Source organism: Salinispora sp. CH2A1_6 (assembly GCF_056820975.1).
On sequence record NZ_JBXEDG010000016.1, the window covers coordinates 588,184 to 610,868 of the forward strand.

14 protein-coding genes are annotated in these 22,685 nt (G+C 67.4%); 7 read left to right on the forward strand and 7 right to left on the reverse strand.

Translation table 11 applies throughout. The features are described from left to right. Nucleotides 1-101: 101 nt before the first annotated feature. Both AC1UKG_RS23805 and AC1UKG_RS23810 read left to right on the forward strand, forming a co-directional pair. On the forward strand, nucleotides 102-1,439 hold the full coding sequence (locus AC1UKG_RS23805; protein WP_482642384.1) for an NsdA family TPR-like regulatory protein: 1,338 nt from the start codon (nucleotides 102-104) through the stop codon (nucleotides 1,437-1,439). Nucleotides 1,440-1,460: 21 nt separating this feature from the next. Beyond that, on the forward strand, nucleotides 1,461-1,832 hold the full coding sequence (locus tag AC1UKG_RS23810) for a hypothetical protein (protein ID WP_482642383.1): 372 nt from the start codon (nucleotides 1,461-1,463) through the stop codon (nucleotides 1,830-1,832). Nucleotides 1,833-2,038: 206 nt separating this feature from the next. On the opposite strand, the gene AC1UKG_RS23815 is transcribed toward AC1UKG_RS23810, so the two are convergent. The 6 genes from AC1UKG_RS23815 to AC1UKG_RS23840 are packed head-to-tail and all read right to left on the reverse strand — an operon-like array spanning nucleotide 2,039 to nucleotide 17,489. Beyond that, nucleotides 2,039-3,247 carry an McrC family protein gene (locus tag AC1UKG_RS23815; RefSeq protein WP_482642382.1) on the reverse strand — a complete coding sequence of 403 codons (1,209 nt, stop codon included), beginning with the start codon at nucleotides 3,245-3,247 and terminating at the stop codon, nucleotides 2,039-2,041. Further along, nucleotides 3,244-5,499 (reverse strand): McrB family protein, encoded by a 2,256-nt coding sequence (locus AC1UKG_RS23820; RefSeq protein ID WP_482642381.1) that lies wholly within the window; start codon nucleotides 5,497-5,499, stop codon nucleotides 3,244-3,246. Before AC1UKG_RS23820 ends, AC1UKG_RS23815 begins: the two co-directional genes overlap by 4 nt. Then, nucleotides 5,496-7,868 carry a hypothetical protein gene (locus tag AC1UKG_RS23825; RefSeq protein WP_482642421.1) on the reverse strand — a complete coding sequence of 791 codons (2,373 nt, stop codon included), beginning with the start codon at nucleotides 7,866-7,868 and terminating at the stop codon, nucleotides 5,496-5,498. Before AC1UKG_RS23825 ends, AC1UKG_RS23820 begins: the two co-directional genes overlap by 4 nt. Then, on the reverse strand, nucleotides 7,769-9,439 hold the full coding sequence (locus AC1UKG_RS23830; protein ID WP_482642380.1) for a hypothetical protein: 1,671 nt from the start codon (nucleotides 9,437-9,439) through the stop codon (nucleotides 7,769-7,771). Before AC1UKG_RS23830 ends, AC1UKG_RS23825 begins: the two co-directional genes overlap by 100 nt. Beyond that, nucleotides 9,436-12,327: a helicase-related protein gene (locus AC1UKG_RS23835; protein ID WP_482642379.1), complete on the reverse strand. Its 2,892-nt coding sequence runs from the start codon at nucleotides 12,325-12,327 to the stop codon at nucleotides 9,436-9,438. The genes AC1UKG_RS23830 and AC1UKG_RS23835 overlap by 4 nt, the downstream gene beginning before the upstream one ends. Then, entirely contained in the window at nucleotides 12,324-17,489 is a 5,166-nt protein-coding gene (locus tag AC1UKG_RS23840) for a DEAD/DEAH box helicase (RefSeq protein WP_482642378.1), read from the reverse strand. Before AC1UKG_RS23840 ends, AC1UKG_RS23835 begins: the two co-directional genes overlap by 4 nt. 730 nt (nucleotides 17,490-18,219) lie before the next feature. Here AC1UKG_RS23840 and AC1UKG_RS23845 point away from each other — a divergent pair. After that, nucleotides 18,220-18,741 carry a hypothetical protein gene (locus AC1UKG_RS23845; protein ID WP_482642377.1) on the forward strand — a complete coding sequence of 174 codons (522 nt, stop codon included), beginning with the start codon at nucleotides 18,220-18,222 and terminating at the stop codon, nucleotides 18,739-18,741. Between the two features lie 524 nt (nucleotides 18,742-19,265). Here the strand turns inward: AC1UKG_RS23845 and AC1UKG_RS23850 are convergent. Continuing rightward, on the reverse strand, nucleotides 19,266-20,144 hold the full coding sequence (locus AC1UKG_RS23850; protein WP_482642376.1) for a GntR family transcriptional regulator: 879 nt from the start codon (nucleotides 20,142-20,144) through the stop codon (nucleotides 19,266-19,268). Between the two features lie 355 nt (nucleotides 20,145-20,499). On the opposite strand from AC1UKG_RS23850, the gene AC1UKG_RS23855 reads away from it, so the two are divergent. Genes AC1UKG_RS23855 through AC1UKG_RS23870 form a run of 4 tightly spaced genes read left to right on the forward strand, consistent with a single transcriptional unit; the run spans nucleotide 20,500 to nucleotide 22,680 of the window. Continuing rightward, a complete protein-coding gene (locus tag AC1UKG_RS23855; protein ID WP_482642375.1) occupies nucleotides 20,500-20,751 on the forward strand; it encodes a DUF6284 family protein in 252 nt (83 codons plus the stop codon). Further along, the gene (locus AC1UKG_RS23860; protein ID WP_482642374.1) at nucleotides 20,751-21,125 is read left to right on the forward strand and encodes an RRQRL motif-containing zinc-binding protein; all 375 of its coding nucleotides are present in this window, start codon (nucleotides 20,751-20,753) and stop codon (nucleotides 21,123-21,125) included. The genes AC1UKG_RS23855 and AC1UKG_RS23860 overlap by 1 nt, the downstream gene beginning before the upstream one ends. Beyond that, the gene (locus tag AC1UKG_RS23865) at nucleotides 21,122-21,796 is read left to right on the forward strand and encodes an NUDIX domain-containing protein (protein ID WP_482642373.1); all 675 of its coding nucleotides are present in this window, start codon (nucleotides 21,122-21,124) and stop codon (nucleotides 21,794-21,796) included. The genes AC1UKG_RS23860 and AC1UKG_RS23865 overlap by 4 nt, the downstream gene beginning before the upstream one ends. Further along, a complete protein-coding gene (locus tag AC1UKG_RS23870; protein WP_482642372.1) occupies nucleotides 21,793-22,680 on the forward strand; it encodes an ABC transporter permease in 888 nt (295 codons plus the stop codon). The genes AC1UKG_RS23865 and AC1UKG_RS23870 overlap by 4 nt, the downstream gene beginning before the upstream one ends. Nucleotides 22,681-22,685: the final 5 nt, after the last annotated feature.

The window sequence follows — 22,685 nt, forward strand, 5'->3', positions numbered from 1 at the left end:
GTCAGCTGATGCCGGGGCGGTCGCTACGGGGAGCGCGGCCCAACTCGCTGCTCAGCGAAGCCCGACGCCGCCATGTCTCCCCAAGCGGTTCTGGTCGGGCGATGTCGCGTCAGGAGTTGGCCGAGGCTGTCAACTCCTATCTGTGGACAACGTATCGGCGCCGGGTCAGCCTCGACGGTGGCTACATCGGCAAGCTGGAGCGCGGCGACCACCGCTGGCCCAGCGCTGAGTACCGGGAGGCGTTGCGTTCAGTCCTGCGCGTCGACCGGGACGCGGATCTTGGGTTCTTCATCACTCGGAGACCCCCCAAGCAAGACGATGACCTGGTAGTCCGAGCGGGCGCGGACGACGGCGGACGAGGTGACTGCTCATCAGGCGTCGCAACGTATGACGAGATCGCGGACACTAGCGACATGAAGCGCCGGGAGCTGCTCCGCCTGCTCAACATGTCGGGCGTCCTCCTGTGCATGCCCCCGGACGACGGCACCGTCGACTGGGACCGAGTCGGGTCCCTCGGCCAGGGCCGCCACCTGCTGGATCAGACAGCGGTGGAGGAGCTGGCGGCCGTCAACACGCGCTTGTGGGCGGCGTTTGGCGAGGCCGACGTCAAGGCGGCCGTGGCGACGCTGGTCGATCAGCAGCTCGCGGCGCTGATGACGAGCCTGCGACGGTCACATCGCAGGAACGTCCACGAGCGCCTCTGCGCTGTCACCGCTGACCTGCTACAGCTCGCTGGAGAGATAGCTTTCGATGCCTGCCGCTACGTCGATGCCGCCCACTGCTACTCGCTTGCCGCGACCGCAAGCAAGGAGGCGGCGGCCTATGACCTCTGGGCATGCACGATGACACGGCACGCCTTCATCAGCCTCTACGAGAGGGAACCGCGTCAGGCCGCCCCCATGCTCGACCTGGCAGCATCACTTGCCATACGAGGCGACCGTGCGCTATCCACCCGCCACTGGGTGCAGGCCGTCCGGGCGCAGGCGCTGGCCGGAATGGGCGATTTCGACGGCTGCCGGAAGGCCCTCGACGCCGCCGACGAGGTTCACGGGCTCACCGGACCTGCTCACAACGGCGGCTGGCTTCGCTTCGACGGTTCGCGGCTCGCCGAGGAGCGCGGAACCTGCTACGTCGAACTGAAGCGGCCAGACAAGGCTGAGCCCGTCCTGAAGACCGCCCTCTCGCGAAGACTCTCGCCGCGACGGCGCGGCGCCACCCTCACCGACCTCGCTATGGTCGGCATCCTGCAGCGAGACGTGCACAAGATTGTCATGTACGGCGACGCCGCACTGGACATCGCACGCCAGAGCGGTTCGGGAGTGGTGAGCAGCAAGCTGCACGGGCTACGACGTCATCTGGCGCCCTTCGCAAACGACAGCCACGTGCGCTACCTCGACACCCAAATCAAGGCCCTGGCCGGTACGCCGGCCACAAACTGAACGGCGTGAGGAGACCGAACAGTGAACGAGGAGTCGGCACGGGCGTTCCGCGAGGCGTGGATTGCCGGAGTGCGCAAGCACTACCCCGGTGAACCGAAGCCCGGCTACGTTGCGCCCTGGGAAGAGACGCCCCAGTGGGAACGGGCCAGCGCCGGCGCCGTCTACGACCAGGTCCGCGCGTTCATCGAGACGACCGACGGCGCAGCGACGAAGCTGAGCCGTGAGCAGAAGGGTCGCTTCGTCGCGCTGTGCTGGGTCGGCCAGATATTCAAGCACTTCCCGGACCCGAAGCCGTCCTACGTCGCGGACTGGGCCGACCTGCCCCCGTGGCAGCGTGAAACCAACGCTGACATCTTCGAACAAATCGAGAGGCAGCTCGCCACCACGCATTGACCGGAGCCGGCATCATCGAGTCAGTCCTGCGCCCGTGGGCCTGGCCGCCTGGTCCGGTAGAACGAATGATGCACGGCCGTATGAACAGTCGCCTACGCGGCGTAGGCGCTGCGGCATGGGCATCCCGTCGGTCGGGCCCCGGTGTGGCGGCGGCGCGGTGGTCGCAGAACGGCCGCGAGCAGCTGTTGACTGTTCCGTGCAAGTCGTCATGGATGACGCCGGAGCTGCGCTTCCGTGTGCTCGTGCATAGCCTTGTGGGCTAGGACGCCGACATCCACGAGAATCTGTCGCGGCGGCGCGGCCAGGTCGAGCGGGTGATGTACGACGTCGATTTCAGTGTTGCGGATCCGGCGGCGGCCGGGCTCCGACGTGCCCTGAGCGTAGATGAGCCACCCGAGGTGCAGCTTCAGCGCCGTGCAGTACGCGAGCATTTGGTAGTCGTCGGCGTTGGGGTAGCCGGAGCTGGCGCCTTCAAGTTTGTACTTCGCGTCGAAGACCGCGACCGGCTGGCCGTTGACGACGTGGACCACATCGGGCCGGATGGGGATGGTCCGGTCAACGTCGAGGTGAGCCGGGTACTGGCCGTCGGTGTGTCCGGGATACGGGGCCAGCGCCTCGCGCAGAGCGGTGGTGACGAAGTCCTCGAAGACCTTGGCCATGTTCACGACGAACGCGGCCACGGTGACGTCGCCAGGCCCGGGCTCTGCGGACTGGTAGCGGAGGACCAGCTGGGCCAACCTGAGCGCCGGGGCGTACCGGGCGTTCAGCCGACTCGTGCGCCAGGCCGGCAGGGGCGCTCCATGTGGTAGCACCCGTACGCTGTCGAGCCGGCCGTCAAGGTGGGCGAGGCGAGCCCGCGCGCCGGCTGGCAACCGAGGAACCGCCATCATGCGTCGCAAGGCAGTACGAAGGATCTGGTTCTCGGCGATATCCGCGGCGTACTCGTCGAAGCGGACCTCGATCGGCAGCGGTATGCCGGGACGGCGGGCGAACTGGTCGGCGAAACGGATCCGGCCGCGAACCAATGGCAGTGACTCATCGATCGACACGTACCCCTGTAGAACTCCGGGAGCGAGCGCGCGTTCGGCCTGCCGGATCAATGACTCGGCCAACGCTGGCCACAGGTCCGGTTCGGGTATCGCGGTGACGTCTTCTGGCCGGAACCCCGGGTCCAGGGCGTAGCCGAGTAGGAAGAGCAGTCGGGCGATCCCCACCTTCGGCTGTACCTGGACGTCGAGTCCGCCGATCCGGACCGCGCCGACCTTGCCGGCCGGTAGCAGGTGCCACCAACCACCGCCCTCGGGACGCACCTCGACGAGCCCGGTGCTGCTCAGCGCGCTCGCGGTATCGTCGTCGAGCTGCCGACGAGCGCCGGTCTTGTCGAGTTCGGCGAGGTTGACCGGCAGCCCGCTCATTCTCTCGGCGGCGCTTCGTCGGGAGTACTCGGGGAGGCGCCGCTATCCGCTGGGGTAATCCGGGCGCGGATGGCCGCGAGCCCGAATCGATTGCGGATCTGGGTCCGTGTGAGCCGGCCGTAGTAGTGCTCCTCCAGCAGCGGCATCAGGTCGTACCGCCATACCCGGTCGAGCGCGGCGTCGCTGTCAAGGTTCGGTTTCATCAGGTACGACGGGCCGATCTTGAAGTCGTGGTCCTCCTCACCGATCGACTCGTTGAGCGCCGCCAGCAGCACGGCCCGTTCATCGCCGTCCTTGCCGTTCGCCGTTAACCAGTTGCCCAGCACGTCACGCACGGGCGGATCGTCGGGATGCAGCTCGATGAACGCGAACCGGCGCCGGATCGCGGCGTCCACCAACGCGATCGAACGGTCGGCTGTGTTCATCGTGCCGATGATGAACACGTTGGGCGGCAGGTTGAACGCCTCGGATGGGGAGTATTGCAGGCGAATGGTGGCCTCGCGGTACTCCAGCAGGAAGTACAGCTCGCCGAAGACCTTGGCCAGGTTCGCCCGGTTGATCTCGTCGACGATCAGGACGTACGGCTTCTCAGGGTTGTTCCTGGCCTCGGCGGCGATCTCCCGCAGCGGACCGGGTGTCTTGGCGAAGCTCACCGGCCCGCCGTCGGCGCCTTCGATCGGACGGAACCCCTCGAAGAAGTCCTCGTAGGCGTACGACGGGTGGAACTGCACCAGGCGGACCGCGTCGCGCTCGGCGACGTGCGCCGCGAGTGCCCGCGCGAGGTAGGTCTTGCCTGTGCCCGGCGGCCCGTAGAGGACGATTTGTGAACGTTCCTGCCACAACTCCAGGAGGTCCTGCAACCAGGGTCGGTTGATGTATAGCCGCGTGGCCAGGGCATCCGTTACCGGCGGCAGCTTCGGGACAACGCGCACGGTCGGCTGCACCCGGTCCGGCGCGCTCGGCGCCTGCGGTGTCTCCGTGTCCACCTCGACGAGGGCGGCCAACACGTCTAACGCGCCCGTCAGGTCGACCAACGTGCCCTGCTGATCCAGCTCGGCCGGCAACGGCGCCGGCAGCGCGTCCACCTCGATCGGTGCGCTCGCCAGCCATCCAGTGGGCCGACGCAGGCGCGCGCCACCATCGGTCGGACTGTACTCCGGGTCGCCGTCGAGGACCCCGACATACAGCTGGTCGTCGACGAGCGTGACGACGATGTCGTCGCCGTCCATCTGAGACAGGAACGCGTGGTACTCGTTGGCCAGGCTCACCCGCTGGGCGTAGTCCAGATGCTGGTAGCCAGCCTCGACCGCGGCCCGGACCTCAGCCCTGGACGCGCCAGGTGAGACCTCGCCCAGGTGGGAGGCGGCGAGCGAGACGAACGACTCTGTTCTCCAGCGCTCCACCAGGTCATGGCCGCCTTGCCGGGGCCGGACCAGCCAGGCCCGGCGCTCGCCGGGTGGCCTCTCGGCTTGCTTACGCCACTGCGCCACGAACGGCTGCTGGTAGAAGTCGACCGGCTGCCCGACCTGACCTTGAATCCTGACGGTGGTCGCGAACAGATCCCGGTTGAGGTCACCGGTCGACGGCGTGGCCGGATCGGCGAATGCGTCGCGGATCGCTTTTTTGTGTGCCATGTTCAGGATCGGCAGGAAATGCGAAGGGAATCCCAGGTACAGCAGCTCTTCACGCAGCGACGGCATGAGCCTGGACTGGTAGATGGCGTCCTGCCACGCCCGCGGGTCGGTGAACGCGTGCTCCCGCTGATCCTGCCGCAGCGACCACCAGCCGCAGACAAACTCGACCGCGTCCACCAGCCACTTCCACAGCATGGTGTGTGCGCCGGTGCCGCCGTTCCAAGTGCCCTGACTGAAGGCGGCAAGGACATGGTCGGGAACCGTGACCGGTTGGCGCATCCAGCTCAACACCGTGGTGATACGCGTACGAAGCGTCGCGGCCGTCAGGTTGGTCAGCGGAAGCCCCTGTAGCGTTAACAATTCGGCCGCGAGCTGGATGGCACCATCGGAGGCAGAGTCGAGCTGACGCTGCAGCTTGGTAAGGAACGGGTCCCCACCAGGGTCCGGCTGCTCGTTGTAGCGGCGGTGCAGCTCTCCTGCCGTGTCAGGGTTCCACACCGACCGCTCGGGTGTGAACAGCGACCGACCGCGCTGAAGGCCCTGCTCGATGGTTTCCCGTCCGACCTGACGGACCAACTCGTCATTGCGCCACGGGATAATCACCTGGTTGTCACTCATGCAAGCGCCTCATCTCGTGCCGGGTGGCGGGCACCGTGGCCGGGCGGCGGATCCAGGATGGTGGTGTACGCCTTGCTGGTGTCGATCGCTTGCTGCATAGCGTCGTAGACCTCCAGGATCATCCGCTTGGTGCGGTACTCACCGAAGGTCTTTTCGTCACGCTCACGGACCACCTTGAAGGTGTCCATGATGTAGTCCACGTCGTCACGAACGACGCCATAGAGGTGGAAGTATGCAGCGTCCAACTCGGCGCGAAGCAGGGCGCGTCGGGTGCGGTCCCATACGAACGGCGGACCGTCATCTCCCAGATCCCGAGCGTAGCCCACCAAGTCATACGCCGTATAGCTCAGCTCTAGTACCCGGACGGTAATCCACTCGGCCAAGCTTGCATTCAAGAGCCAGGATGCATTGTTCTCATATGTTGCTGGTGGCAGAACTGGCAACTGCTTCATAAGGAAATACTTGAAAGAGGCGCCGGTTGCCTTCTGGCGGGCTGTGTAGTCGAGTACGAAAGCGCATAGGTTAGCCTGGAGTGCGGCCACGGGCCGCTGCCGCGCAAGAGCAAGCAGGAACTTGTCACCAACACCAACACGAGGGATGACGGTGGTAATGACGGTTCGCTCATCTACGGTACGGGCAATGTCTCGCCAACCGAGCAACCAGTCGTATGGCCAATCGGCTTTGCCTCGATCAGGATCACCGGCCAACTTCTCTTCGACGAGGGCGTCCGGTACCCAGTAGCGCGGCTGTACGCCGAGCGCCGGATCGCCATGCGCTACATCGTCAAGCCGAGGCAGTGTGCCTTTGTTGAGTTGCTCCTGGGTTGCACCTTCATAAGTCGAAAAGCGGTGGTCGAAGTGGTGCGCCATCTTGGCCTCGTACAGCGGCAGCAACTGCTCCCGACTGCGGTAGTAGCGGTTCCTTTGCCGAGACCAGCCGTCCACATCTGCCTTGTCGGCGGTTATGAAGTGTCCTGAGTCGTTGGCCATGTGGAGCATGGCCATGAATGACAGTTCCCACGGATTTCCTGCCGCTCCGCCGTCTCGCCACAGCACTGGGATTCGGCGGTAGATACCGATGGTGATCTCGGCGTCGCGACGGGACACAAAGACGGGGCATGTGCCGGTGTTAGGGTTCAGAAGTAGAATCTCATCTGGCGTGATTGTGTAGGCGCGGTCGGCGATCTGTGCGGCTTGGCGCACGCGGAAAACTAGAGAGACTTCTTTCGAGCGCCGTCCGGACAGCGCGAGAAGCGCAAATCTGTACTGGTTGTGAACGTTCGGGAAGACCTTGTCCTCGTTCTCGAAGTCATGCAGTGCCACCAGGCTTTGGCGTTCGACAAGATTGCGGAAGAAACGCTGGGTGGTCGAGTCGGTGGCGATGCCGGTCGGGACGATGATGCCAAGCCGTCCGGCCGGATTTATGATGGACTGGGCGGTCTCGGCGAAGATCGCGTAGGTGTTGATGTCGCCGGTGGCGGTCAGTGGATAGCGGCCCGACTCGCGGATTAGCGCGCTGATGCCGTCGGACATCCGTAAGGCTGCTGCCCATTCCCTGTGCAGTGCGCGGTCGGCGGTGTTTTCGGAGTGCTGGAGAGCCGCGATAAGCTTCTTCCTGGCGGCTGCCGTGGCGGCCGTTGCGATTTCGGGGTGGCGGGCGGCGAAGAACTCCTTCTCTTGGAGCTTTACCCTTTCCCAGGGCGGGTTTCCGAGCACGCATGAGAAGCCGCCGCTCCAGCCCTGCGGCATTGCGTCGACCGTTGCGTGGTCGACGTGAAAGATTTCGGGGAATTCCAGGTGCCAGTGGAAGAATCTGTACTGGGCTGCGATTTGCGCAGCAAACTCGGTCAGGTGGACGTGCGCCTCGTTCAGTGGGTCTGCGATGGCTCGCATTATCGCGTTGGTGGGTGGCTCTGGTACCGAATCCGTCCCTGCTGAGGGCATGGGCCAGACGAATGCGGCGCACCAGGTGTCAGCGTGGAGACGCTGTGCGCGGTATTCGGCCGACTGCTCGTGCTTTTCCCACCGGTCGGCTTGCGCACGGATCAAATCGACGTCGTCGGGCAAATCCAGCAGCCCGGCGCGCTGTACGGCGAGGTCAGCGTTGGAAATCGCCGGGCCGCCGACGAACAATAGGTCCTGTGCGAACCCGTCTTTGCCGACGGCTTGGGCCTTGTTGCGCTTGCGGACTGCGGCGGCGGTCTTCTTGTCGTCGCCTTCCAGCTCTCTGAATGCCTCGTCAGGCAGTGGACCGTGCAGCAGCGCGGGAGTCACGCCGAGCAGGGAGTTGCCGATGCGGATGCGGGCGTCGAGGAAGCCGAGAGGCTTGCCCGGTTCCAGCGCCTCCATCCAGAGCGATACCTTGGCCAGTTCGGCGGCGAGGTCGTTGAGGTCGGCGCCGTAGATGCAGTGCCCCACGACGTCGCGCAGGGCGTGTTGGATTTGTGCGGGGGTGGGTTCGTCGTCGCCGGAGCGGACTTGCGCGAGCCGGCGTGCGATGCGTCGGGCGGCGGCGACGAGGAATAGGAACCGGTGGTCTTGCGGTCGTTGCCGGAGACGGTGTCGAGGCGGAAGGTGCGGTCGATCAGGTCGATGCGGGGTACGAGTTCGAGGAGCGACTCGTAGACGCTGCCGAGTTCTTCGGCGCCGAGGTTGCGGTAGTCGACGGGCTGCACCCGCTGCCCCGGCAGAGCTACCCACGCGAGTTTACGGACGGCGGTGAGCAGGTCTTCGTTGGTCAGCTCGCAGCCGAGCAGCGGATCTGCGGGGAGCCGGTCGACGGTCGGTAGGTGCGGGTCGGGGTCGAAGAGTCCGGCCAGTGGTGGTAGTCCAAGGCCGGAATGGCCGTGGCCACCGAGAGCACGTAGGACAAGAGTTTGTGCCTGCCAGAGGTCGCGGTGTGGGCTGCCGGCGCGGCTGCGGGAGAGCTTGCGCAGCCGCGCGGTGGAGAAGTAACGGCTGTATCGGTCCCGGGCCTGAGGGGTGGCATCGGGGTGGAGCAGCGCCGCGCGGTCTTCGGCAACGAAGCAGAACAGCAGTCGGTAGACCAGTCGTAGCAGCGCACGGTGGTACTGGGCGGTGCTGAGGGTGCCGCCACGCAGCGCCTCGACGAGGGGCCGGTTCGCGGGGTGCCGGATGAATCCGGTGCCGAGCGCGGCGATGGCGTCGGCGACACCGTCGCGCAGCCGGTCGAGCATCCGGGTGCCGGCTTCGGCGGCTTCGCCGCGCCAGACTTCCAGCCAGCAACCGGCGAGGGTCGCTACATCCTTGTCGTCGGCGCCGGGGCGTTGTTCCAGACGCGAGACGTGGCAGAGCTGCCACATGAGGAGGAACTCGGGGTACAGTTCGCCGTCGAAGATCGTTTCGAGGTCGAATTCGAGGTAGGCGGAGCCGGCGAGGGCGGTGGAGTCGCGGAGAAGCCGTAAGCGTAGCCCGTTGGACAGGATGCCCCACAGGTGGGCGTCGCTACGGTTGAGCAGCTCTTGCAGCATGGCCTGCGGGGCGCGGGCGGCGCCGGGGATGTCAGCGTTGCGGTGGTTGAGGTCGACGCCAGGGCCGAGCAGATGGATCGGTACGTGTTGCCAGGCGTGGGAGACGGGGTAGTGCCGCTCGTCGATGGTGTAGCCAGCGGGTAGTGCTGGGACCTGTCCGTAGCCGAGTTCGCGGAGCAGGACCAGCAGCCACCGTTCCCGGGCTGCGGCGATCCCGTGCGTGCCGGGTGGTTGGGTGGCGGTGTGCTCGCGCCAGGCGGTCCAGGCGCCGCGCAGATAGGACCAGGCTCGGCTGGCCGCGTCGCGGACGGTTTCGCGGCCGACGAGGTGGTAGGAGGCTGGTGCGAGCCCGGCGGGGTCCTTGAGTTCGCCGGCTTGGATGCGGGCGAGCAGGCCGGGTGGTACGACGCCGCCGACGGCGTGGATGCCTTGGAGTCCGGGGCCGCTCATGCCTGGGTCGCCGGTCGGTAGAGGTAGACGCCGAGTACGTCGACAGGTAGCTGTGGTTCGACGGTGAGCCCGCGGATGCCGAGTGCGCCTGCGCGGTCGCCTCGCGCGGCGGTGCGGACGCGGACGTGGGCGTCGCGTAGTGACTCGGCGAGTTCGTGGGCGAAGCGGTCGAGGTGGCTGGTGATGGCGGGCATCGCGCCGAGGACTCCCTTCATGATGTTGCGGGCGATGTCCGCGCTGAGGTTGCGGTCGGGTTGTGCTGCCAGGAGAGCTTCGACGGCGTCGGTTTCCAGCCACTGCGGGTTCGCTGGGGTGCCGGTGAATGCGAGAGGTCGGGCTTCTTCGGCGACTTGGGCGTGGGGGCCGTACCGTCCGGGGAGGGTGAGGTTGGCGCGGACTCGGGTCAGCAGCAGCACGGTCGCTGTGGTCACGGCGTTGGTGACGATGACCCCGCAACGCCGGGCTGGCCGGGCGGCGGTGGGCAGGGCTTGGTCGAGTGCGGCGTCGAGGACGTAGCGGGCGACCGAGGCTGAGGTGGTGTCGGTGCGGGCTAGGACCGCCGCGCCGCGTGGCGCGGGAAGGTCTCGGTGGAAGGCGAGGGGTTTGGTCGGATTGCCGATGGCGTCGCGGAGTCCGACGGGCAAGCCGACGGCTTCGACGGTAAAGCCGTACGGTTCGTTGGTCAGGATGCCGCCGCATTCCTGCAGGGCGGTGGCGACGAATCTGGCGACGTCGTCGGGGCTGCCGAGCGCGGTCCGCATGGCCTCGACCTCGCGGCGTACCTCGTCGGGGCGGATGGTGTGGTGGGCGTAGCGGCTGCGGCTGCGTCGTTCGGCTTCGGCGGTGCTCTGCCAGTCGAATTCCAGTTGCTGAGCCTGTTCGGGAAGCCCGATTTCGAGGGTTTCCTGCACGTAGGTGCTGCCCCGTTTCATGACCCCGTCCATGAGGGCGGTGAGGACTTGGTCGCTGGTGGCCGGCACGGGGACGCTGATGCCGAGGTCGCGTCGGATCGCTTCGTGCTTGCGGATCAGGACGTCCATGACGATGCGGTCGATGACGTTGTCGGAGCCGTAGAGGGTGACCGCGCGGACGACGTCGCGGGGCTGGCCGAAGCGGTCGACGCGGCCTTCGCGCTGTTCGTGTCGGGTCGGGTTCCAGGCCAGGTCGTAGTGGACCACCGCCTGGAAGTCGTGCTGAAGGTTGACGCCTTCGGAGAGGCAGTCGGTGGCGACGAGGATCTTGTTGGTGGTGCCTGCGCGTTCGGCGAGGTCGCGGACCCGGGCGGCCCGGTCTTCCGGCGGTAGTTCACCGGTGACCACTTCCACGACCGCCTTGGGAAAGGCGGCGGCGAGGTGGTCGGCGAGGTAGTGCGCGGTCGGGATGAAGCGGCAGAACACGATCGGGTGGAAGCCGTCCTTCAGGAGCCGCTGCACGGTGGTCGTGACCAGGGCCAGTTTGGTGTCGTGTGCGGTGCGCTGTTTGGCATCCGGATCCTGAGCGATGGCCAGGGCGCGTCGGCGTAGCTCGTACAGCCTTGCCGCGTCACTGCCGCTCATCGCGGACTCGTCGTCGAACAGCGCTCCGGGCACCGCGTCCGCGGTGTCCAATGCGTCGTCGTCAACGAGGTCGAGGACTCCGGCGGCGCCGGCGGTGTCGGCTGCCTGCTCCGATGCGGCGCCCGCCGATGCGGCTCGGGTGGCGAGGGTCGCCGCGGCGGCGGCGGGCGAGGAGGCGAGTGAGCGTAGCAGCGACAGCGCCGACCACCACCGGACGCGTTGCTGGACGCGGCTGCCGCTGCGGTCGGTGATCTGGCCCTGAACGTAGGCGAGGACATCGTCGAGTAGGCCACGGTAGGCCGAGGACAGTTGGTAGGTCCGTTCGTCGGTGGCCCGGTCGGAGGGGAACTTTGTGTCGGCGCCCAGGTAGTCGCGGATGTCGGCGCGGCGGCGTTGCACCAGGTGGGTGGCCAATCGTCGGCGGCCGGCTTCGGTGGCGAGGTTCGTGTCGCGCAGGCTCGGGTCGAGCAGACCGATCAGGTTGCGGAAGGTTTCTTCTTTTCCGCTGTGTGGGGTCGCGGTGACGAGGATCAGATGCCGTTCGGTGTCGGCGGCGAGGTCTTTGAGGAGCCGGTAACGCTGGGTACGGCCTCGGCCGCCGGCGCCGGTCTCGTCGCTGACGCATGCGTGTGCCTCGTCGACGATGACCAGTTCTGGTGCGGCGCGGAGGAAGTCGTCGCGGCGCATGTCGGACTTGATGTAGTCGGTCGACACGATGGTGAACGGGTACCGTTCGAAGATCGACTGGCCGTACTCCAGGCCACGTTCCAGGCGGCGCACGGTGCCGGGGAGCACCGGTTCGGCTTGGATACCGAACTTCGCCTGTAGCTCCGTCTGCCACTGTTCGGCGAGGCTCGGCGGGCACAGCACGGTCAGCCGCTGGGCGCTGCCCTGTGCGAGCAGTTCGGCGGCGACCAGGCTGGCTTCGACGGTCTTGCCGATGCCAACGTCGTCGGCGATCAACAGACGCGTGGTCTCCTGGCGCAACGCGAGCAGCAGCGGCACGAGCTGGTAGGGACGCGGGTCGACGGCCAGGCCAGCGAGGCTGCGGAACGGGCCACCGCTGGCTCGGAAACCGATCCGGAGCGCGTCGCGCAGCAGCCGGGCGCTGCGGTCGTCGCCGAGGTCGTCCGGGTTGGGCGTGGTGAAGGTGGCGTGGGTGACGCCTTCGTCGATGAACACCCCGGCTACGTCCTCATCGCCGCCGGCCAGTGGTCGCAGCACCAGGAAGTCGGTGTCGCTGCCGGGCAGGACGACCCATTCCCGGCCCCGGGCGGTGACCAAGGACCCAACCGGGAAGACCGGTCGAGACTGTTGTGTCGGAGCGGTCATCGGGTGGCCTCGCCGAAGACGCCGGGGTGCGCGGCCACTGCGGTAAGCATGTCCTCGGTGGCGCCGATCTGAATCACGTTCCAGCCTCCGAAGATCAGTGGTGTGGTGTCCTGCTTGTGGCTGCCGTCGAGGTCGATGAGGACGAGCGTGGGCACATCGGCATTGTCGTAGACCAGGTCGATGCGGATGCCCTCGACCTCAACGCCGGTCCGACTGGGCAGCCGGTGGCCGTGCTCGCGCAGCAGCTCCAGCAGGGTGGCGGTGGGGCCGGACGCTTTCAGGTGTTCGTCATGGCCGCCCTGCGGTGCCGGGTCGTTCACGGGGTGGGTTGTTGCCGTGGCGAGTTCCTGAAGGGCCGGCGCAACCAGCCGGCGGTCGATCAGCTCGTGCACGAGCTGGTTACCGTAAGACAGCAGGCATCGGTAGCAGCCGCGCACGCAGGCTGTGTCATCCTCCTCGCCGCTGTCCGGATCGATGTGAATGATCCGTAGCGCCTCGGCGGCGACCCTCGCCAGCGCGTCATGCTCAGACTGCAACCGGCGCAGCACACCCGCCCCGCCCTCGGCTGCCTCCACCAGCAGAACCCGGCCGCGGCCGTCGCCGTCAGGAAGCAGCTCGCTGGACAGTTCGGAGTCCTCCAGCTGGAACACGGCCTCGATGCCCCGCTCGATGGCGTACTGGAGCGTGGTCGCCTCCTCCTGGCTGACCTGCTCGGCCCAGCGCAGGACCAGGATATTGCGGCGGTCCTCCACGTATGGCGTGACTAGGTCCTTGCGGTTCACGTCCTCGAACCTGGCCTCAAGATCCTCGTCTGCCCCATCGTCGGTGCCGGCGCCTTCCTTGCCTTCTTTCTCCGACAGCCAGCGTCCCTTCACCAGGTCGAGCCAGAAGCCGTGCGTGTCCTTGTTCTTGCGTGTGCGGCGGCCAAGGTTGGTCACGCGGATTTCGGCGGCGTCGCCGTACGCGATCCCGGCCAGCGACGCCCCGTCGGCGGCGAGCACCTCGGCGAGGAACCGGCCCCGCCGACCACCGCGAGGTACGAACCGATACGTGGTGCGCAACTCGAAACCGATCCGGTTGCGCTCCTCCTCGTCGGCGCTGATCCGCTCCCGCCGCCTGGTGATCACCGTCTGCATCTGCAACAGGTTCTTCCAGGTGGTGTCGAGCCGCTGCCCACAGTTCTCACAGACATCAACACCGACCTGCCGAGGGTGGTGGTACCCGCACGCCTCACACACCCGCGCCGAGGTGCGGACCACCTCGCCGCTGGCCTGCTCGTCGCTGCTGCGCGGCAGACTGATCCGGGTCACCTGGTATCGGGCGCCCTCGTGATAGATCAGCGCCCCCGGGCCGAACTCGGAAATGGCCAGAAACCGGGGCCGCTGCAACCAGGTATTGCCCCGCCCCCTGCTGCCCGGCACGTATGCGGCCAGCGGCAGCCGGGGGAACGAATAGCCCGGCAGGAACCCCTCGGATGCCAGGTATCGGTAAGTGTAGAAGTCGCTCTGCCCGGCGTCGTCGGACTGGTTGAGCAGCAACTCGATGCGCTGCCGCGCCCCACGGTACCGCTGGTCGGCGTCCTCCCGGTTCTGCCGCCCGACCGTCGCGTCGGCTGCCAGATCCGCCGCCGCCTGCCGCTCGGCGTCGGCGGTGGTGTACAGGTCGCGCCAGCGGCCACACGCGAGGTCAAAGGTCTCGAAGGCCGTGTCCACCACGCCGGTCACCCATTGCGGCGTCCACCAGGCCGAGCCTTCCAGCACCGGGTGCAGCGGCCGAAGCAGCGCCCGCGCCGCCCGGGTCGCCACCGCGGCTGCCTCCGGGCGTCGCAGCTTCTCGGCCAGCTCTGGCTGCACCGGCTGGCCGGGCAGGTTCAACGCCAACACGTCGGCCATCGAGCGCTCCAACCGGACACCCGTCTCCGCCAGCCACACGGCGTGGATGTGCGAGCGAACCAGGTCCTCGTTGGCCAGGTCGAGCCGGGGCGCCTGCACCTGGCCGGACACCATCAGCTGCGACCGCTCGAAGTAGTACGAGTCGTGGCTGTTGCCGCTGGCGCAGTAGGTCACGACCAACGCCGGCTGCCCGGAACGGCCCGCACGTCCGCTGCGTTGCGCGTAGTTCGCCGGGGTCGGCGGCACGTTCCGCATCCCCACCGCGTTCAGCGAGGAGATGTCCACCCCCAACTCCATGGTGGGCGAGCAGAACAGCAGCGGCAGCTGGGTCCCCTCCCGGAACGCCTGCTCGCGCTCCTTCCGCTCCTCCGCGCGCACCTGCGCGGTGTGCTCGGCGGCCCGCAGCCCCGCCAGCTGCGACCCGACGTCCAAGTACAGGTCGCGGAAGAACGGCACCACCCGTGGGCGCTGATCGGCTTCGAACCGGCGACGTACCGGATCCGGTGCGCCCGCCGTACCATCGCCAGCCCGTAGCAGCATCGCCGACGACTTCACCCGATAGCCCGTCTCGCCCTTCTCCACCACCTTCGCCAGCACACCGTGCGTTTCCAGCAGCTTCACCAGGACGCCGATGACGTCGTCCGCCTCGGCGGGCGACAACGACCGCCCAAACCGGTCCCGGTGCCGCAGCCACCGCCCGAAACTGCCCAGCCCGGACAGGTACAGCGCATGCCGAGGCCGGTACTGACCACCACGACCCGCGATGGCCAATCCGATCACCGGATCGGGCTCGGTCTCCGGGACGGTCCACAGCCCGGTCAGGTGCTCCCGGCTCAGCCGGCGTAGCCGGTCCACGAACTCCGGCGTCAGCGCCTCCGCGTCGACCGCCAGGACACGCCGCATCTCGTCCAACAGCACCCGAGTGATCTCGTACCGTTGGCCCGGCTCTGCATCGACCAGCAGCTTGTGCGTACCGCTCCACTCCTCATCGCGCTGGGACAGCGTCACCAGAAGGGGGTAGTCGACCACCATCAGCCCGGACTGTTCGAGGTTGGGCAGCGTGACTCGCCAGCCGCGTTGCAGGTCCCGCAGCACTCGGAACTCGACCACACCCCGCACTGCACGCTCCGCCGCCCGCAGGTCTAGCGCCTTTGGCGCCTGCGCGAAGTCGCGGGGCTGCAAACCGAGCCGGCGGCTCACGGCCTGGCCGATGTCGAGGGGATCCAACCCGTCGGCACCGTCCGCCTGCGCGTCCAGGGTGGCCCGGTACAACGCCGCGCGCAGTTGCACCACCAAGGCGAAGTCGTTGAAGTGCCCCGCCTGCAAGCTGGCATCCTGCCGGTTGTCGACGAACGTCAACAGCTTGCGGGCGTCCGCGCCCAGCGCCACCTCCGGCTGGCTCCGCAACGCCCGCACAATGCTGGACGCCACCACCGTCATGGCGCTGCTGCGGCCCTCGCGATCCAGCGTGACCAGCTTGCTGAACTCGTTGCTGCGGACCTGCTCGTAGGACACCCCGCACCGCAGGCAGAACCGGAACGTGCCCGGGATCCACGCCGCGACCACGCCACCGTCGACAGGCTCACCCGCCGCGCCCATCACGGTGGCGGTGCCGTCCGGCGCTGCGCGATAGCGGATCGGGACATCGCGACGTCTGGCCGGCACCACCTGGTGACCGGCGCCGTCGGCCGACAACCATGAGCCTGGCAGGCGGCCCTCGGCAACCGGATCAGCCGGCCACTCCCGGTCCGCCGAGACGAACAGGTAACCGTCATCGCTGTCGGTGATCCGCAGCCCGTGACGCGCCCGGAACACCGCCGTCTGCACGTGGTTCTCCCGGCGGGCGATCAGATACTCCTGGCCGCACTCCCGGCAGAACGCCAACGGGTAAAGCCGCCGCTCCGGCTGACCGGGCAGCACGACCTGGAACGTCGTCTCGATCGCCCGAGACGCCACGGGCTCCAAGGTGCTGTAGACGGTGCCGCCCTTGGACAAGAACTGATGCAGGCGAAACGCGAACAACGGCCGCCCGGTCTCCTCGTCGCGGGCCCGAGAACCCGCCAACAGCGTCGCCCGGATCGCCGTCGCACACTCGTCCACCGAGCGCCCGGTCACCGCGGCCAGCCTCATCGCCGCATCGCTGACCTTCGTCGGTCGCTGCCGTACCAGCCGGCCGCGATCAGGCTCGGCCACGACCCCGAACGTGTCCTCGATCCACGACGCCAGCGGATCCGCGCTGAGCTGCGCGTAGCCCGCATGCAATGCGGGGTCGTCCGCCTCGGCGTCACCACGCGCGGCGACAATCGCCGCCAGCCGTGCCGTCTCGACATTCCGAGCCGTGGTCGCACGGACCAGGGTCTCGGTGATGACGTGCTCCGGTATCACGTCCACGCCGAAGATCCGGCACGCGACGTCGGCGACCTCGACCTGCTGCTGCGCCACGGTGCCCGCGTTGGCCATCGTCGCCGACGTCCCCACGCACTGCAACGTCTTCCCGGCGCCGCACGCGTCCCGGACCCGGCGCACCAGCATCGCCACATCCGCGCCCTGCCTGCCCCGGTAGGTGTGCAGCTCGTCCAGCACCAGGAACCGCAGCCCGTGCGCCGCCTCCACCAACGGACGCCGCTCGTCTGGGCGGGTCAGCACCAACTCCAGCATCACGTAGTTCGTCAGCAGGATGTCCGGCGGATGTTTCAGGATCGCCCGCCGCTCCTCCTCGCTCTCCTGACCCGTGTACCGGGCGAACGTCACCGGAGGCTGACCGCTGTAGCCGAACTCCAGGAACTTCCGCATCTCCTCCTGCTGGCTGTTCGCCAACGCGTTCATCGGGTACACGACGATCGCCCGGACGCCCTGTCCGGATCCCTCCCGCAGCACGCGGTCGACGATCGGCACCATGTACGCCAGCGACTTACCGGAGCCTGTTCCCGTGGTCAGCACGTACGACGCGCCGGTACGGGCAACCCGCACCGCGTCGCTCTGGTGCCGGTGCAGCGTGATCGGCGTCGTGCCGGCATCGTCCGGAGCCTTCTTCACCCGAAAGATCTGCGCGCACTCCTGCTGCAACAGGCCCTCACGAACCAGATCATCAACCCGCCCGCCAGGCTCGAACGACGGGTTCAACGACGACCACGGCGCCGGCCACTGCGCCCCCCGAGCGCTCTCCGCCTCTACCCGAGCCCGAATCCGATCGTCGTGGACGTCCACGAACCCCTCGGTGAAGGTGCGATAGTCGTCGATCAGCCGCCGATGCACCTCGAACGCGTCCATCGCTCACCTTCCGTCCGCACCGAGCCGACAGCCCATTGGATCAAACAAGGCCCAGCGACCGTGGCAAAGGGTAGCGGGTGATACGCGCCGAGTGTGCGCCCAGCCGTCCGAACGACCTGCGGGCCTACGGGGCCGATACGCCTCCGCAGTCGATACATCCGATGCTCCGATCTGGGACTTCTCGAGGTCCGATCTGCATGCCTGGGCGTGCGACGTTGCCAAGGAGATCAATATCGAGCCACCGGGCAGGCCGCCTTGCTCCCGACAGCCACGCCAAGATCTCAGCGACGAACGCGACCTCGGTTGAGCCGAGGTCGCGTTCGTGATACAGGCTAACCAGACGAGAGACGCGCAGCTGCGGGTTGTCGATCGATCATGCTGGGATGCTGCAACTCGCCGGATGCGGGCGCACCCCAGGGAGCCTCGCCAACTAGCGCCCTGGGGCGCCCCAGTTGTGGCGACGCGGTGCAGGCAGGGAAAGGGTGGCGGTCACGACCAGCACCCGACCGGACGTGTCGCAGTTGTTCATGGTGCCCCCGGCAGGATTCGAACCTGCGCTCCCGCCTCCGGAGGGCTGTGCCCTACCCGCACGGCATATGTTCCTGACCTGGGCAAACGCCAAGCCGGGCATGAGAGGCAGCGCCACTTTGGCACGTATTTGGCACAGAGCCCCGTCATGGACCCCGGATCCGTCCTCAGTGGCTCATGATCAGATCGCTAGTCTCGGCCCATGATCGCGCCGCCCCTTGCCTCGCGTTCATGGCGACTTCGCGCCGCTGTGGCCGTCGCAGCCGTCTTGACGGCCTGCCTCGCCGTGCCCGTCGGATGGGCTGCTGTCCAAACCGCCGTAGCGGATCGGGGAGAGGCAACGCCGGTCGCTGCCGCGAACGCCTACCTCCTGGCCGTCTTCGACGGCGCTGACGAGCTGGGCATCCGACGATGCCTGTGCGACGGTCGGCAGGCCGAACTTCTTACGGAGGCACGCGCTTTACGCGCCGAACTTACCAAAGTGAAGACAGACGCCAAAGTCGAATCCGCCGATTGGAAGTCGCTCGATTCAGACGGCGAGGTCTCTGCGCTCATTTCCTTTCGGTTTACGCAGGTCGACCCGTCAACAGGTCGCGTAACCTTCATAAAGGGAAGTCAGCATGAATGGCGTTTCCGAGCAACAAAGGAGCGGGGCGTCGATGGCGGCTGGAAAATCTGCCGCGTCGATGCCCCGCCCCTATGTGGAACGCATCTACGCTGTTGACAATCGGCTGCTGACTTCGGCGGCAATAAGCGATGCCGATTCCTGTGGATTGAGGCGATCCGTGTCTAGTGTGACATCCGCGCTGGAAAGTGGCTCTGTTTCGTCCCATGCTCGAATGCGGGCCTCGTCGTCGCCTGTTCCACGTTCTCTAATTCTCTGAATCGCGGTCTGTCGTGAGCAAGAGAGGGATACGGCTAGCCAGCGAGCGTGCATGAGTGCAGACTTTACCGCCGTCACCGCTGCTACCTGTCCAAGGTGAACGACGGGCACCCCGTTTTTGAGCGCTTCAAGCAGCCCCGGTCGATCGACTGCATATAGGGATCCGTATCTGGCGTTCTCCCATACAATTTCATTGCGGGCGCGAAGGTCTGCAAGGTGTTCAGCGTTGGTGACTCGGTATCCTGTCGTCCGCCCACCTCCAGCCTTTAGCCGCCGAAAGAGGGTGAACCGGGGGTCAAGGTTGCTAAGCGCAGACGTGACGGTGTCCTTTCCCGCTGCTGGCGGCCCGTACAGGATCACCCCGATCACTTTCGCTCCTCTCCCTCTAGGATCTTCTCCAGGAGATTCCTGGCCTGTTCTTGTAGAGGGCGGCCAGAGGCGCAGTTGTCTACGAGATAATGCGGCCGCGGTGGCCGAAAGCTGACGTCGATTCCCGAGATGTACTGCGGCCAGTTGGCTAGTTTCGCGGCGTCCCGTGCGGCCCCACGCCGCCGGACATAGGTATGCATAACCTCCTTGTCGCAGTACAGCCAAATAAGCGCTGTCTTTGCGCCCATGTCTCGGTAGGCGGCTTCAGTTCGACTTATCCAAGCCTCATCGCCGAACTCGCGTATAAAGGGGGCTGTTGCGATGACGCTATTGCCGCAAAGTAGGTTTTCATGGATGGCTGCTGCCAGTGATTCATACTCGCGCGGTCTGACTTGATTGAGGTACTCGCTCGATTCTCGGTCGTTAGGCGAGTGACCTAAGAATTCTAGGGCAGCTTCTACGACCGGCCGAGTCAGAGTGTCCTTATCTAGCATCGGCCAGCCGGTTTCCCTTGCGAGGATTCGCCCCAGTTCAGTTTTGCCGCTTCCGGGGTATCCCCCAACAAGAATCACATTCGGTCTTTTTAGTCTGACCTCATCTGCGATCCGTTGGTTTGCGGAGCGCACGGTCCTTTTTGACCTCGACTTACTTTCGATGAGCCCCTCACTTGCAAGGATCTTCATCGCCTCCGAAATCGTGAACACGCTGACGCCCCATTGCTCCGCCAGTTCTCGCGTGGACGGCAGAACTGATCCGTCGCGTAGGGCGCCGGATTCAATGTCGTTTCGGATATTGCGGGCTACTTGCACGTGTAGTGAGTCGGATCGGTTCAGCGGGACTGGGTTGACCATCGATCCCTCTCTCTGGCCGGTCATGCGGCGAACCCCACCAGCCTATCAGCCACCTAACAAGTGATAGGGCCATCACTCCTGGTCAGGCCCCTGTTCCGGCGCGACGGGGGGATAACAGTTGACCGGAGTACATACCAGTTGTTAGGTTGCCTGTGTCACAGCCGGTGGCCCACCGGGGAAGGCAGCGATCCGTCGCTGCACGCCTACGAGCCGCCGTGTCTGGCCGTTCCGTGACAACTACATCGGGCCGCACCTCCCACCGAAAAGGTCGCCGCGCACGGCTGAGGTCCGTGCAGCTCATCTCCTGATTCGCGCGGTGGTGCGGGCTTCGGTCCGCGCCACCGCGCTTCCCCTGTCACATCGACTACCGGAGGTTTCCGTGAGGAAGCACCTCGCCCCCGTCACCACCGAGCCGACCGCCGCCGACCTGGCCGCGATCGACACGGAGTGGCCGCTGATCGCGGCCGAACTGGACGTACTCGACGCCGAAATCACCCTGATCTACGCCGAGGACCACGGCGGCCCGACCGCGCTGGACTGGCGGCGGCTGCGCCGGGCCGAGGCCCGCGTCACCCGCGCCGCCGCCGAGCTGGCCGCCGGCACCCTCGCCGGCCCGCACCGCGCGGCCTGATGTCGCGCATTCGCGCCGCCTACTACGACCCGGACGGCACGCGGTACGGCATCCCCACCTACTGGTGGCGCGGTGCCCCCGCCGGCTACGCCACCCGCCGCCAACTACGCGCCGCCGGCCTGCGGCCCGGTGGTCAGCCGATCGCCGCTCAGGTGCTCTGGCAAGGGGTCGGCGGTACCCGCGCCGCCTACCTGTACCGGGTCGATCTGGCCCGACCGAAGCGCACTGCCACCCCCGCCCAGCTTCGGGCGGTCCGCGCCGCGCTGACTGCCCGCCGTACCTGCCGCATCTGCGGCCAGGTGCGCAGCTACTACATCCCGCGCTCGCTCGGCGAGTGCCTTGAATGCGCCCATCCGATGGAGGCCGCCGCATGATCCCCCGTACCTACACCGACCCGAGCGTTCTGGACGGCATCGCCGCCGGGGCGTCGTGGGCTGACCCGATCATGGACCCCACCGCCATCGATTGGACCGCCCGCCGGGCCGCCGCCGCGCTTCCGTTCCCGTTGGTCGACGGTCGGCCGGTGAACCCGTACGCGCCGACGGGCATCCGTTACGGCCGCAACCAGCTCGGCCACTGGGGCGAGCAGGTCTGCGCCGACGCGCTGGTGTCGCTCTGGGACGAGAACCGGCACCGCTGGATCGTGATGGTGGAGCGCGGCGACGGCCACGGTTGGGCGCTGCCGGGCGGCTACGTCGACCCCGGCGAGACGCCGGCCGACGCCGCCGTGCGGGAGCTGGCCGAGGAAACCGGCCTGACCCTTCCCGATGCCCGCTGGGACGTGTCGGCACCGCGCTACGTGCCCGACCCCCGCGCCTCGGACGAGGCATGGATGGTCACCGTCCTTGCCCGCACCTGGATCGGCCACCACCGCCGCGACGACTTCCCGCCGGTCACCGGCGCGGACGACGCCCGCCGGGCGTTGTGGCTGCCCGCCGACGACTACGACGTGCTCGCCGACTACCTGGCCGACGCCTACGACGGCCAGGTGTTCCCCGCCCACCGTGACCTGCTCGCCGACAACCTGGACGAGGTGACCCGATGACCGCCCCCACCCTCAACGGCACCCGCTACCCGCAGCCGGTAGACGCCCTCCTGCCGGCCGCCCGCGCCCTGGACCTGCCCGACGGTCAGCAGTTGCCGTCGCGTAACCGGCTGATGCGGGAGTTCCACATCGGTGCGCCGAAGGCTGACGACCTGCTCGCCCGGCTCAAGGCCGAGCACGCCCAGCGCACCCGGACCGAGCAGATCCGTACGGCGATGATCGTCCGGGGTGCTCTGCTGCCCCTCGACGACGCCTCGGCCGACCTCGCCGCGCCGGCTGCGGTGCCGCTGGACTACGCCGAGCCGATCGGCCCGCGCCCGGCCCCGGCCCCGGTCGCACCCGAGCACACCCCACCGGCCGACGCCGCGCCGGCCACCCCGCCGAAGATCACGCCCGCCGAGCAGGTCGCGCAGGTCACGGTGGTCGGTCACCCGGACACGCCCACCCCGCCGAAGCCGGCTCGACCGGCGGTGGTGTGGCCGGTGGTGCTGCTGGCGCTGCCCGCGTTCGTGGCGATCTGGTCCGGGTGGGTTGGCCTCGGCGGACTCACCGGGTTCGGCGTGGTGCACCCGCTGCCCGGCATCGCGGACGGGTTCAGCCTGAACACCGCGATCACCCTGCCGATCGGGGTCGAGACGTACGGCGCTTATGCCCTGTACGTGTGGCTGTCCGGTCGGGTGCCGGACGCGGCGCGACGGTTCGCCAAGTGGTCCGCCCTCGGCTCCCTCGCCGTCGGCGCGCTCGGCCAGGTCGCCTATCACCTGCTCGTCGCGGCCGGCGTCACCTCGGCCCCGTGGTGGATCACCACCGCCGTGGCGTGTCTCCCGGTCGCGGTGCTCGGCATGGGTGCCGCCCTCGCGCACCTCGTGCGCACCCACGACTAGCTATG